The organism is Paenibacillus sp. CB74 (assembly GCF_055687625.1).
This window is the reverse complement of record NZ_CM146009.1, coordinates 669,845-683,048: the sequence shown is the minus strand read 5'-3', so window position 1 is coordinate 683,048 and position 13,204 is coordinate 669,845. Positions and strand designations below refer to the sequence as shown.

General features: G+C 48.2%; 11 protein-coding genes. 3 read left to right on the top strand and 8 right to left on the bottom strand.

Annotated elements, in window-relative coordinates; all coding sequences use genetic code 11:
* Positions 1-83 precede the first annotated feature (83 nt).
* The 4 genes from ptsP to aroA all read right to left on the bottom strand — a co-directional run bounded on the left by ptsP (position 84) and on the right by aroA (position 5,709).
* The gene (ptsP, locus tag ACX9NY_RS03130; RefSeq protein ID WP_339235739.1) at positions 84-1,844 is read right to left on the bottom strand and encodes a phosphoenolpyruvate--protein phosphotransferase; all 1,761 of its coding nucleotides are present in this window, start codon (positions 1,842-1,844) and stop codon (positions 84-86) included.
* Entirely contained in the window at positions 1,841-3,721 is a 1,881-nt protein-coding gene (locus ACX9NY_RS03125) for a glucose PTS transporter subunit IIA (RefSeq protein WP_342570631.1), read from the bottom strand. The genes ptsP and ACX9NY_RS03125 overlap by 4 nt, the downstream gene beginning before the upstream one ends.
* 198 nt (positions 3,722-3,919) lie before the next feature.
* Positions 3,920-4,354, bottom strand: a complete 435-nt coding sequence (locus ACX9NY_RS03120) for a CoA-binding protein (RefSeq protein WP_091014241.1) — start codon at positions 4,352-4,354, stop codon at positions 3,920-3,922.
* A gap of 59 nt (positions 4,355-4,413) precedes the next feature.
* The gene (aroA, locus tag ACX9NY_RS03115; protein ID WP_342570632.1) at positions 4,414-5,709 is read right to left on the bottom strand and encodes a 3-phosphoshikimate 1-carboxyvinyltransferase; all 1,296 of its coding nucleotides are present in this window, start codon (positions 5,707-5,709) and stop codon (positions 4,414-4,416) included.
* Positions 5,710-5,815: 106 nt separating this feature from the next.
* On the opposite strand from aroA, the gene ACX9NY_RS03110 reads away from it, so the two are divergent.
* Positions 5,816-6,121 carry a rhodanese-like domain-containing protein gene (locus ACX9NY_RS03110; RefSeq protein WP_017687407.1) on the top strand — a complete coding sequence of 102 codons (306 nt, stop codon included), beginning with the start codon at positions 5,816-5,818 and terminating at the stop codon, positions 6,119-6,121.
* Between the two features lie 138 nt (positions 6,122-6,259).
* Here ACX9NY_RS03110 and ACX9NY_RS03105 read toward each other — a convergent pair whose 3' ends face one another.
* Complete coding sequence (locus ACX9NY_RS03105) at positions 6,260-6,769, bottom strand: shikimate kinase (protein WP_472477026.1); 510 nt, start codon at positions 6,767-6,769, stop codon at positions 6,260-6,262.
* Between the two features lie 201 nt (positions 6,770-6,970).
* Positions 6,971-8,380: an NADP-dependent phosphogluconate dehydrogenase gene (gndA, locus tag ACX9NY_RS03100; RefSeq protein ID WP_339256345.1), complete on the bottom strand. Its 1,410-nt coding sequence runs from the start codon at positions 8,378-8,380 to the stop codon at positions 6,971-6,973.
* Between the two features lie 262 nt (positions 8,381-8,642).
* Between gndA and ACX9NY_RS03095 the strand changes: the two genes are divergently transcribed.
* On the top strand, positions 8,643-9,248 hold the full coding sequence (locus tag ACX9NY_RS03095) for a suppressor of fused domain protein (RefSeq protein WP_472477024.1): 606 nt from the start codon (positions 8,643-8,645) through the stop codon (positions 9,246-9,248).
* 105 nt (positions 9,249-9,353) lie between these two features.
* Here ACX9NY_RS03095 and ACX9NY_RS03090 read toward each other — a convergent pair whose 3' ends face one another.
* Together ACX9NY_RS03090 and ACX9NY_RS03085 are read right to left on the bottom strand one after the other, a co-directional pair.
* The gene (locus tag ACX9NY_RS03090) at positions 9,354-9,953 is read right to left on the bottom strand and encodes a hypothetical protein (protein ID WP_472477022.1); all 600 of its coding nucleotides are present in this window, start codon (positions 9,951-9,953) and stop codon (positions 9,354-9,356) included.
* A gap of 253 nt (positions 9,954-10,206) precedes the next feature.
* Entirely contained in the window at positions 10,207-11,502 is a 1,296-nt protein-coding gene (locus ACX9NY_RS03085; RefSeq protein ID WP_339235758.1) for an MFS transporter, read from the bottom strand.
* A 177-nt stretch (positions 11,503-11,679) separates the two neighbouring features.
* Here ACX9NY_RS03085 and ACX9NY_RS03080 point away from each other — a divergent pair, with 177 nt between their 5' ends.
* Entirely contained in the window at positions 11,680-13,155 is a 1,476-nt protein-coding gene (locus ACX9NY_RS03080; RefSeq protein ID WP_278299186.1) for an aminotransferase class I/II-fold pyridoxal phosphate-dependent enzyme, read from the top strand.
* Positions 13,156-13,204: the final 49 nt, after the last annotated feature.

The following is a 13,204-nucleotide window of genomic DNA, read 5'->3' as shown; positions in this document are numbered from 1 at the left end:
TTTTATATAACAAGCTTTCCAACAAATAATTATCACGAATGTAAATATATTAACTTAAAGGTATTTATATCCATTTATCCCAATCACGATGCATTCGAACCACTTTGTTCATCCGGGCTTCCTGTGGAGTCATTAAAGACTTGCAATCGCTCCTCAATATCTCCGCTGGTCCGCAGGGCGAAGCACTTTCGAGCTTCTTCTTTGGCGTCCGATGCTGTTGTGTTCAGCACTCGGTGCTTCACACGCAACAGAGATTGCGGAGACATACTCAAGTGGCGAATACCAAGCTCCAGCCAAAGCGGAATGGCACGCTCGTCCCCTGCCATCTCTCCGCACACACTAACATCAATTCCTGCCGTATGCGCCGCATCCGCTGTGGCACGAAGCATCCGCAGAACAGCCGGATGATAAGGGTGATACATATGAGCGATCTGCTCATTCATTCGATCTACTGCCAGTACATATTGAACCAGATCGTTCGTTCCTATACTGAAGAAATCCGCCTCCTCCGCCAGCAGATCAGCAATCATCACCGCTGCAGGAACTTCAATCATGATCCCTACCTGAATATGAGGGTCGTATGATAATCCCCGCTCGTCCAGATCGGACATCGCCTCACGAAGAATCTCATTGGCTTGTTGAAGCTCTTCCACCGAAGAGATCATCGGGTACATGATTTTCACATTGCCAGCAGCGCTGGCACGCAGAATGGCTGTAAGCTGTGTTTTGAACAGGTCTTTACGGTCCAGACTAATTCGTATTGCACGGTAACCCAGAAACGGATTGTCTTCTTCCGGCAATTCGAAGTAATCCAGTTGCTTGTCACCACCGATATCCAGAGTACGAATGACAACGGATTGTCCTGCCGTCTTCTCTGCCACAAGGCGGTACACCTCATACTGCTCCTGCTCACCCGGAAATGTAGCCCGATCCATATATAGAAACTCTGTCCGGAACAAGCCTACGCCCTTGGCTCCATGTTTCAAAGCCAGATCCAGTTCCTTCACAGAACTGATATTGGAAGCGAGGTGTAATATAGCCCCGTCTTTGGTTACAGCATCCACCGTAGCAAGCACCTGAAGTTGTTCTTTTTTCTTCAGCTGTTTGCTGCGAAGCATGGTATACCGTTCAATTGTCTTGCGATCCGGGTCGGTAAATACCAAGCCATTATCACCATCCACCACAAGCATATCACCAGTCTCAACCGGCATGCCAAGACTCGCTTCCAGACCGGAAACGAGAGGAATGCCAAGCGCACGAGCCATTATTGCAGAATGTGAAGTCTTCCCGCCAATCAAGGTTACAATGCCCAGGACATGACTGGGATTCAGATGTGCTAATTGAGATGGCGATAGTTCTTTGGCAACAAGTACATACGGCTGTGTATCCGAAGGGAGTGTAATCTCCGGTGCACCAAGCAGATGCTTGAGCAGACGATTACCTACATCCTTGATGTCAATGGCCCGCTCCTTCATATACTCGTCTTCCAGCAAGTCAAACATCGTGACAAAATGGTCTATGGCTTCTTTGACTGCCACTTCTGCCGCCTTGTACTGACGCTCGATAATGCCCCGAATTTCGTTCATGAATACTGGATCCTCGAGGATGGCCAGATGTGCATCAAAAATACTGGACTCCTCCGGCCCCACGACTTCCTTGAACTCATTCTTGATATATTCAATCTCATCCTTAGATGTCCGTATGCCCTCATACAGCCGTTCGAACTCTTGGGCGAGATCTACCGAATCCATCTTCTGATCCGGCAGATCCCATTCCCAACTGGGCAGGACAAATGCTTTGCCGATGGCTATGCCTGCAGCTCCGTTGATGCCTTGTATCTTCATTCTACCCCTCCAACGTTCCTGTCATAGAGCACCACGGACATGACGGATGCCTGACCTTTCTTCACTTGCTTAAATGGAGCAAAGCTCCATGATTTTACTCGATCGGGATTCGTAATTACCATTGGGGTTGTCAGTGACGCCGCTTGCTCGCGAAGTACCGCAAGATCAAACTTGATCAACAACTGCCCTGGCTCCACTGTATCGCCCTCCTGAACAAAAGCTTCAAAATGGCCTTTTAACTGAGAGGTATCAATGCCGATATGCAATAACACCTCAAGCCCCTCCCGAGTGGAAATCCCCAAGGCATGCATGGTCGGATACAAGTGCATAATCGTTCCATACACCGGTGATACCAGCTCTCCGCGTTCTGGAACAAAGGCTACTCCATCCCCAACAAGCTTGGCTGCAAAAATCTGATCCGGCACCTCTTCAATGGGTAACATTTTTCCCTGAACGGGAGCACAGAACAGAACCTGTTGCAGATCTCTTTCCAATAGCTTCGCGATTTCTTCCCGAATCAATTCCGAATAGGTACCGAATACCACCTGTACGTTACCGCCACCCAGCTTGATTAATCCAGCGGACCCCATACTCTTCATGGCACCCGTGTCGATCAGGCGGTCATCATGCACGGTCAGGCGAAGACGTGTAATACATGCCTCAACCTGTACAATATTACTCTTCCCACCCAATGCTTCGAGGATTAGAGGTGCCTGATAAGGAATGTTGCCTACCCAATCTTCCAGCATGGAGCCCTCTTCACGTCCTGGTGTTGGAATCTTGAACGTACGAATCGCCCATCGGAACAGGAAGTAATAAACCAGCCCATATAGTATGCCAATCGGAATGAGCTTCCAAGCATTCTCCGATAGATGGAAATTGAGTATGTAATCAATAATACCTGCGGAGTACGAAAATCCATGCCGGATATCGAGCCAGTAACTGATCCACATCGCAACACCGGACATGACTGCATGCACGATGAACAGATAAGGTGCGGCGAACAAAAAAGCAAACTCAATCTGTTCCGATACCCCGGTTAGAAAACAAACGAGTGCCGATGTCAGAAACGTTTTCTTGATTTTTGGTTTCAGATCTTCCCTGGCTTCCTGAATTATAGCAAAGGCTATTGCCGGAATGGCAAACATCATGATGGGAAACAAACCCGCCATAAAGAATCCTGCGGTGGGGTCTCCTGCAAAAAATCGGGGCAAATCCCCTTGTACAATGTTACCATCAGGTGTTTCGAATGTTCCTAACTGGAACCAAAATACATTGTTAAGCAGATGATGAAGTCCAAAAGCGACCAATACCCTGTATAACACCCCGTAAATGAACAATCCAAAACCGCCGAGACTGTATTCCCATGTGGCAATGGCATTCAATCCATGCTGTAAAATCGGAGCGATCCATAACATAAAGCAGGAGAACAATGCGGAACAGAGTCCGACGATGAGCAAAACAAACCTTGAACCCCCGAAAAATTGCAAAATTTCGGGCAGTTTAATGCTTTTAAACCGATTATGCATCCCACCGGCAAGCGCGCCGAGTATGATTCCGATTAAGGAAGCGGGCTGAACGGTGCCGTCACCAAAGTTCCGAGTCACCTGATCATATATCACGATACCAGCCAGAGCAGCAAGTCCCGCTTGTCCGGCCTGGTTGGAGAGTCCCAGTGCTACACCGACAGCGAACAAATACGGCAAAAAATAAAAAATGCCGTGTCCGGCCACGGTAGACACTTCACCGACAACACTTAATCCCCAGGCGTCCCAAGGCAGACTGCCAACACTGAGCAAAATTGCGGCGGCGGGCAGGACCATTGTAGGCAGCATTACCGCTCGTCCGAGCTGCTGCAAGGATCCGAGCCAATTCATGGCGACCTCTCCTTTCTATCCTAGATGGTAAGCTTTGCGCAACGTTTTGTCAAAGCAAAACAGTAACCCATTGGTCATTTTATATAGCAAAAATAGAACAGAAAAAATCCCGTCAACTTCAAAGTTAACGGGATCTATCCTGCAATCATTCAATTGGGTCAGATCAGGATATTAACCGATCCGAGATGAACAGGCCTCTCAGCCACGTCCAGCGCCGCGCAGAACGATGGAATCCTCTACCTTGATACAACGATTCGTTACCGCTGTCATGCCGTTCTCCGCCGCAATCTGAACCGCCTCATCACTATGGATGCCAAGTTGAAGCCACAGGACATTGGCTTTGATGGCAGCAGCGTCACGAGCTACATCCGCACAGAACTCATCGCGACGAAACACATTGACGATGTCTACTGGCTCCGGAATATCCGCAAGCGTAGCATATACCGTCTCTCCAAGAATTTCACCTTGCACCTGTGGGTTAACCGGGATAATGCGATAGCCTCTGCTCTGCATGGCTTCGGCCACCATATAGGAAGTGCGATCTGATTTGTCTGACAAGCCGACGACTGCGATGTTGCCTGCTTTGCGCAAAAGTTGTCCAATTTCTTCACGAGTAGGGTTGTTAAATTCCATGTTCAAGCACCATCCTTTTCTGATTAAAGTGCGTGTTCAAAAGACTGATTCTCAGCTATTTACTCTTTTACCCATTGAACCGAGGCGCCAAGCGCCTGCAAATGATCGAAATATTGCGGATAAGACTTGGCTACATGGTGTGCATCCCGAATACGAAGCGGCTCCTTGGAACGCAGACCGACAACAGTGAGCGCCATAATTACGCGATGATCGAAGTGAGCGTTAATCTCAACGCCGCCTTCAACACCTTCCGGACGTCCGTGTACGATAATCTCAGCTTGACGCTCTTCAACGTTCGCTCCTGCCTTCCGCAGTTCGTTCAAGTAATCAGTGATTCGGTCACATTCCTTGTAACGCAGGTTCTCTACATTATAGAACCGAGAAGTGCCTTCCGCAAACACAGCTGCGGCTACCATAGCCAAAACCGCGTCCGTTGCGGCATCCCCGTCGAATTCGATTGCTTTCAGTCTGCCATTTCCTTGAACGTGTACGACATCGTTCTCATGTGTCAATGGCACTTCCATCATGCGCAGCACGTCAACGATGGCACGTTCGCCCTGTTTGCTCTGCTCCATCAGGCGCAGAATTTTCACATCAGACTGTGTAACCGCTGCTGCTGCAAGAACCGCTGCTGATCCAGGGTAATCCCCTTGTACGGTATAAGTCGTTGGCTGGTATGCCTGTCCACCTGGTACACGGAAGGACATGTAATCATCACTTGCATGGATAACGATGCCTGCTTGCTCCAGCACTTCCAGCGTCTGTCCAATAACGACCTTGGACTTCAGGTCATCCAGCACTTCAATGGTGCTGTCTTCTGCAAGCAAAGGCGTAACAAACAACAATGCGCTCAGATACTGGGAGCTGACGGAGCCGGATACACGAATGTATCCACCCTTGGCATTGCCACCTTTGATTGTAATCGGTAGGCGTCCTTGTTCGTGCTGTACTTCTACACCCAGTTGACCAAGCGCATCAATCAGGTCATCATGCGGACGTTTACCCAGCGAATCCGGGTACGTATTTACAAATGTAACGTCTGGACAAAGCGCTGTAACTCCCATGAGGAAACGAAGTACAGCACCCGCATTCCCCACATTCAACTCACGCACATCACGGGGATGACTGCCGAAGCCCTTGATTACAATCTTGCTGTCGTCTTCTTCAAGTTCAGCCCCAAGATCACGAATACATCTGCGCATGGCGTCACTGTCTTCACTGTGTGCCGGGAAATGAATGGTACTTGTGCCTTCTGCCAGCGCAGCAGCCAGCAAATAGCGGGTAGTGTAGTTTTTGGAGGACAGAGCCCCGATTTCCCCGTTCAGAGTGGGGGTTGGTTTAACAATAACGTCCATGGATGAAATTCTCCTTCATTGATTATATTGTCGCCAAATTGACATTCCGTGCATCGCTTGGGTATCATTATAGGCGTTAAGTCCATACAGAAAAGAGGACCTGAATATGACACAAATAGCTGAAATTGAAACGTCTGAGCTGCGCCGCCGTTTACAGGCGGGAGAGAAGCTGCAGATGATAGACGTCCGCGAGGACGATGAAGTGGCGCAAGGCATGATCGAAGGAGCCAAGCATATCCCGCTTGGACAGATTCCGGACCGATTGTCTGAGATTGAAAAATCAGGCGAGATCGTAATCATCTGTCGTAGCGGTTACCGCAGTGAGCGTGCCTGTGAATATCTGCAGCAACTGGGATACGAAGGCTGTACAAACATGGTCGGCGGTATGCTTCAGTGGCAACAGGAAGACTAGAGTAATGTGGAGCGGATCGAAGTCATAGTAACTTTAGACCTCTAACCTACTCTGCTCCTAGAAACGAACGGGCCAATATGGCCCGTTTTGTTATATCTGCCACCATCTATCAACCATCAAACTTCGATGATAACAAGCTTAGACGCGGTAATGCGCTAAAATTAAACGAGTCACTTCAGCAGCGGATAACTCGGTTGTATCCACCGTATAATGTGCGAACCGGTATGCGTCTTTCCGCTCTTCCATTATCGTCTTGATGCGTTCCTCCGCATTTCCTGCAAGAAGTGGACGATTGTCGCAGCCGCTAACACGCTCCACAATCACTGCCGGATCAGCAGTCAGAGCAACAACCCAACCATTTTCCAACATCACGTCACAATTATCCGAACGCAGCACCACGCCACCTCCGGTCGCTATGACCTGTGACTTTTTCTCCAGTACCGAACACAGCGTGCGGCTCTCGGCATCACGGAAATATGTCTCTCCCTTGCTGGTGAACAGTTCCGGAATCGCACAGCCTTCTTCTTTTTCCACCGCGGCGTCCACATCAATCAATCGGTAACCAAGCTCGCGGGCGAGCATGTCAGCGACGGTTGATTTGCCGGTTCCCATCATGCCGATGAGAATAATATTGTTAGACTTGCTCAAGGTGTACACTCCTTTAATTCAAGCAATTCGTGAGCACTTTTGTCCTATCATAACACAGCCCTGCGGACTGGGAAAGACCAAAAGAGGCCTGGCGTTAACCGGCAATCACCGGAACGCCAAACCTCTTTTAAGCCTCTTAGCAGGCCAAATCTGCCACTTTAAGACGCTCAACCCAAATCTCATCGATTCGTATAGGTGGTACTACTCCATCCAGTTGTGGTGGAAGCTGCCTTCTTTGTCCACACGTTTGAACGTGTGAGCACCAAAGTAGTCACGTTGTGCTTGCAGCAAGTTTGCTGGCAAACGCTCTGTACGGTAGCTGTCGTAGTAAGACAATGCACTGGAGAAACCAGGTACGGGAACACCTTGTTTTACAGCAGCCGCTACAACTTCACGCCATGCGCCTTGATATGACTCAACGATGTTTTGGAAGTAAGGATCCAAGAGCAAGTTTTTCAAAGCTGCATCTTTATCATAAGCTTCCTTGATGTTTTGCAGGAACTGCGAACGGATGATACATCCACCGCGGAAGATCATGGCAATGTTGCCGTATTTCAGATCCCAGCCATACTCATCGGAAGCTGCACGCATTTGTGCAAATCCTTGTGCATAGGATACGATTTTACTTGCAAACAATGCTTTACGAACGTTCTCGATGAACGCTTTTTTGTCGCCAGAGAATGCTTCAGTTGCTGGTCCACTCAGGATTTTGCTAGCTGCTACACGCTCGTCCTTCATGGCAGACAGGAAACGGGAGAATACGGATTCTGTAATCATGGACAATGGAACGCCGAGATCCAGCGCACTTTGGCTTGTCCATTTACCAGTTCCTTTTTGTCCAGCAGCGTCCAGAATAACGTCAACCATTGGTTTGCCTGTTTCTGGATCATATTTGGAGAAGATATCTGCTGTGATTTCGATCAGATAACTATCCAGCTCTCCTTGATTCCATTCCGTAAAGATCGCATGAAGCTCTTCAACGGAAACGTTCAATACGGATTTGAGCAAGTGGTACGCTTCACCGATCAACTGCATATCTCCGTACTCAATACCGTTATGCACCATTTTCACATAGTGTCCGGCACCATCAGGTCCAATATATGTACAACATGGATCGTCACCGACATGGGCTGAAATCGCCGTCAGGATCGGTTCAACCAGTTTATAGGCACTTTCCTGTCCACCAGGCATGATGGAAGGGCCTTTCAGTGCGCCTTCTTCACCACCGGATACACCTGTACCGATGAAGCGAATGCCTTTGTCTTCCAACTCTTTACTGCGACGTTGCGTGTCAGGGAAGTATGCGTTCCCTCCATCGATGATGATATCACCCTCATCCAGGTGAGGAAGCAGTTGTTCAATGGTAGCGTCGGTCGCTTTGCCGGCTTGTACCATGATCAAAATTTTGCGCGGGGATTCCAGGGATGCTACGAACTCTTCAATGGAGAATGAACCTGTCAGGTTTTTACCTTCAGCTTCTTTCAGAAGATCATTGGTTTTCTCGGGGGAACGGTTATATACCGATACTGAGAAACCTTTGCTTTCAATGTTAAGGGCCAAATTTTTGCCCATGACAGCCAGGCCAATCACGCCAATTTGTTGTTTTGTCATCTGGTCCTCCATCCTTTGCTCCAATTAATTTTATTGAAATAAATTCTCAACAATACTCCCATTTTAACGGTTTTATGTATAGAAGTGAACCCCGTGACACATCTACGCAACGAGAAAACACCCCAATCTGCTGAGGTGTTCATCGTATTTTCATAAATACAGTGGGGATCACTCTGTCTCATACCAAAGTAATCCAATATTGTACATCTGATGGTATAATCATAGCCATTGAACCTGGACTCAAGAAGGAGGATTATAACACATGGCGTGGGAACAGCTTTCAAAGCAAGAACAATTTTCAATGGATATTCGCAGAACCTTTTTGTTGGGGTCTTATATCCATGAATGGGGTATGCCAGAGCTCAGAACCGTTCTTTCGAAGCCGAACCGAGGCATTTATATCGAAATTTATTATTTCCCTCCCACCGCGCATGCAGACATCGCCAGATTCGCAACAGTCGGATTGTCTCAGGCATGTCGTCCATCAGGAGAGAAGGTCGAGTCGGAATGGATGCTCGCGCTGCAATCCAATCTCGGTGGTGAGAGTGTGGAGCGTGTGAACTCTTATATGGCCGATCTAATCTCCCATCACATCGAAAATGTACCGGATTCAACGGTTCCGCGTGTGATGACACCGAGCGAATTAGCACCCTCCCGATGGACCGTAACCGCCTTTCTCCTCGATGAATTGCGAGGCGAAAGCGAATCCCTGGAACAGATATACGTTGGCCATGAAACGATTCCGTTACTATGGGCCATCCCCATCACCTCATATGAAGCCAATCTCTTGTTATCCGTAGGATTGGATGAATTCGATGCCTTCATTGAAAGCTCGGAACACTCTATCATTGACCCTTGTCGTCCCTAATGCCCTCTACATACAAATAAAACCCTGGCTTGCGCCAGGGTTTTGATATGAGTTGATGTTTTTTTCGAGAACAGTTTTCATTCACCTTACAGCGTTAACCGTTCCTCAACCTTCCAACATTAATAGATGTCCGGACAGTTGTTTTAAGACTTCACGGCAAGCATTTGCTTTGTCTACATTATCCGTCAGTATGGCAGTGTGGAGACGCTCCAATTCATCGTCCACTTCCATGCGCAACAACATGAGCCTTTCCTCGCCTTCGCGCGAGAGGAACATTTCTTCCATCTCTTCCGCCGTCGGCGCAGGTTCTTTTTGAAAGATTACACGTTGCTTGAACCCGGAAACTTCCACGAGGCGAATCACTTCACCGAATAAAATGTTCTCCACCGTCATCTGCTGATCCTTAAACCGCTTCACAACTGCATGCCCGCGTGTATCTCCAATCAGCTTCTCCAGCCATTCTGCAAGCTTTGCGTCCTTAATGATGTAATCCCCAGTCATCTTATAGTTCCCCGTGCGTGTCTGTTGAAAGCGGAGCTTTACCAGCTTACGGCCGGTCCGGACTGACAGTATAAAAAAGGATTCGTCCTCGCTCCAATATAGTGAATATCCCTCACGAATAAGGTCTCTGATCAAATTTTGGATATGCCGACGGTTGAACCGCAGCTCCAGATTGCAATATTCAACTTCATAACTCTTATTCACGGCACTCCCTCCATCTGTACCGGATCTGCTCCGGCCCTCGTCTTCAATCGCTTCTACTCAATCGGCTTACCCTATTTTATACTTCATTTTATGTAAGGGTACTTGGTTATTTGACTATTTTTCACCGAAAGGACGGCAGCACTACAGCTTTCCGCAAGCGCACAGGGGCAAGCCCCCGATTTTCATGTTATAACAGACATCAAAAAGGGAGCTCCACAACCATGAAGGTTGACGGAACTCCCTTTTTTCTATTTTATTTGGCTGGAGCGGTGCGAAACGGATTGCGGGATAGTACAAAATGTACTACGGCAAGTCCTGCCATGACGACGGCACTGCCAATGAATGGTGCCGGATGGCTAACGTGGTCCCACAACAATCCGGAAACAATAGGACCTACAACCATACCCGATCCCTGCAAAGTGAGGAAGAATCCCCAGATCGCTCCCCGCTCCCCTTTGGGAATCAGTGTGGCTACAAACGCATTCCAGGCGGGCAGAATCATGGCATAACTGACGCCCACCAACATAACAACACCAAAGACTACCGGAATGGATGTTATGGAGGAAAATGCGAACAGACTTGCTGACGCCATCAAAAAACCAACGTTCAGGAACGGTTTCGTACCAAACCTGTCTACCATTTTACCTACAGGCAGTAACGCAATAACAGTTATTCCACCCCCCGCAATCAACAACAAACTATACAGGTTGGGTGAGATATGCAGGTCTGTGCGTGTATATAGCGTAATTACTGGACTGAGCAGCCCAATGACAAACGACTGCATAAACAAGGCAGGATACACTAACGGATTAACATTAAGCGTGCTGCGAACCCGCTGCAGTGTGCCCTTCACACTCTTTTGCAGTCGGATGAACGGCGTGAGCAAGTTTGGTTTGGCTGGATATTTCACATCTCGATTCTTCGCCGCTTGCTCGGCATGCTCCTCTCCTTCGACAATGACACGTCCAGGAAGAATCATGGCCACCAGAATAACGAGAATGGCACAACCCATCAACACAAGAAATATGGTGCGATAATCATGGTGCGTACGCTCCAGCAACCAGTTCATGCCAATTGGTCCAAGGCCTGTACCGCCCAGAGCGGCCATCTCCAGCGCTCCCATTGCTGTACCATTCTTGTTCTGTGGGCCTGACATCGCAGTCACCCCTGTCATGGCGCAAGGCCAGAGCGGTGACGTACCAATGCCAAGAATCAGACAGGCCATAGCCAGTCCAAAGGCACTTTTGAGAAAAAGGATCATAATAACAGCGATTAAGGTACAGATTAGTGCTGTGACCATCGTTGCGCGGAATCCGATCCGTTCTGCTGCCCAGCCGGAAGGCGCCCGGAACAGATTATCTCCCAGATATTGAAGAGCAAATGCCACACCAATGACGCCTGCGGACAGACCCAGAATATTATCCATATACACGGGCAAAACGGCTACCAACAGCGCTCCTTTGATAATTTCAACTAGAAAAAGTGTCAGCCACATCGCGATAAAAAATGGAGACCGCAAAATTTTGGCTGGTTTTGTATCAGTTTGCATTCTTTTTCCCCTTTCGGCGTTCATTTACCTATTCCCTATCCTTAGTGTAACCGTGGGGAATGTGCCCAAATCTCGGCAATTTAAAAAATTGTCGATTATACCTGTTGCATTCGGGTCTTAATTTGCTATACTCATCTTTGTTTACCAATTTTATTAGGAAGGGTTGTGACAGCAATAATGAATCACCACCGTACGCCGCTGTTTACCGCTTTAAAAAATCATGCGGCACTCAATCCGGTACAGTTTCATATTCCGGGCCATAAAAAAGGATTGGGAGCGGATACCGAATTCCGTGAATTTATTGGCGATAATGCCTTCTCCATAGATTTGATTAACATCGCACCGCTGGATGACCTGCATCAGCCAACCGGTGTCATTCAGGAAGCACAGATTTTGGCAGCAGATGCCTTCGGAGCCGATTATACCTATTTTAGTGTACAAGGCACAAGCAGTGCCATTATGACCATGATTCTATCTGTATGCTCACCGGGTGACAAAATTATTGTGCCCCGTAATGTGCATAAATCGGTTCTGTCCGCCATTATTTTCTCAGGCGCCAAACCCGTATTTGTTTCTCCTTCACAAGATGCCAATCTGGGTATTGACCATGGAGTGACCACACAGTCTATCCGCCGTGCACTTGAGCGTCATCCGGATGCCAAGGCATTGCTTGTCATTAACCCGACCTATTACGGCGTAGTTACAGACCTAAAAGAAATTGTTGAGCTGGCACACAGCTACCAAGTCCCTGTACTTGTTGATGAAGCACATGGCGTACTCATTCATTTCCATGAGGATCTGCCGTTGTCTGCGATGGCAGCAGGTGCCGATATGGCTGCAACCAGTGTTCACAAGCTTGGTGGCTCCATGACACAGAGTTCCGTACTCAACCTGAACACGAAGAATGGATTCGTGAATCCACAGCGTGTACAGACGATCCTGAGTCTGCTCACCTCAACATCAACTTCATACATTTTGCTTGCTTCGCTCGACACATCCAGACGTAACCTGGCACTCCACGGTCGTGAGATTGCACAGAAGGCGATTGAACTAGCTGAGTTTGCCAGACGTTCGATTAACGATATGGATGGACTGTATTGCTTCGGTAAAGAGCTGCTGGGTACGGAAGCGACCTTCAATTACGATCCAACCAAAGTTACGGTCCATGTTCGCCATCTAGGTATTACAGGGTATGAGACCGAGAACTGGCTGCGTGAGCATTACAACATCGAGGTCGAACTTAGTGATATGTACAATATTCTGTGTCTCATCACGCCAGGAGATACGGACGACAGCGTGGATATCTTGCTGAACGCTCTGCAGGATCTCTCCCGTACCTATTATCAAGTGAACCCGGCTCATGAACTGGTGGTCAAAGTTCCGGATATTCCACAGTTGATGCTAACGCCACGTGATGCATTCTACGGTGATACCGAAGTGATTCCGTTTAAGGAATCCGCAGGACGTATTATCTCGGAATTCATCTATGTCTATCCGCCAGGAATTCCGATCCTGTTACCGGGTGAAGTTATCACCCAAGAGAACATCGACTACATCATCGACCATGTCGAAGTTGGATTGCCTGTCAAAGGACCCGAAGATCGCAGCGTAACCAACGTTAAAGTGATCGTGGAAGCCGATGCCATTTTCTAAAACACCCCCTAGCGCTGAGCAGGGATAAACTTGAAGGGCCAAGCCTTAC

Bases quoted from the DNA above. Each gene is read 5' to 3' on its own strand.
- ACX9NY_RS03125 (WP_342570631.1), bottom strand. From the start codon at position 3,721: ATGAATTGGCTCGGATCCTTGCAGCAGCTCGGACGAGCGGTAATGCTG.
- aroA (WP_342570632.1), bottom strand. From the start codon at position 5,709: ATGGACGTTATTGTTAAACCAACCCCCACTCTGAACGGGGAAATCGGG.
- ACX9NY_RS03120 (WP_091014241.1), bottom strand. From the start codon at position 4,354: ATGGAATTTAACAACCCTACTCGTGAAGAAATTGGACAACTTTTGCGC.
- ACX9NY_RS03085 (WP_339235758.1), bottom strand. From the start codon at position 11,502: ATGCAAACTGATACAAAACCAGCCAAAATTTTGCGGTCTCCATTTTTT.
- ptsP (WP_339235739.1), bottom strand. From the start codon at position 1,844: ATGAAGATACAAGGCATCAACGGAGCTGCAGGCATAGCCATCGGCAAA.
- ACX9NY_RS03080 (WP_278299186.1), top strand. From the start codon at position 11,680: ATGAATCACCACCGTACGCCGCTGTTTACCGCTTTAAAAAATCATGCG.
- ACX9NY_RS03095 (WP_472477024.1), top strand. From the start codon at position 8,643: ATGGCGTGGGAACAGCTTTCAAAGCAAGAACAATTTTCAATGGATATT.
- ACX9NY_RS03110 (WP_017687407.1), top strand. From the start codon at position 5,816: ATGACACAAATAGCTGAAATTGAAACGTCTGAGCTGCGCCGCCGTTTA.
- gndA (WP_339256345.1), bottom strand. From the start codon at position 8,380: ATGACAAAACAACAAATTGGCGTGATTGGCCTGGCTGTCATGGGCAAA.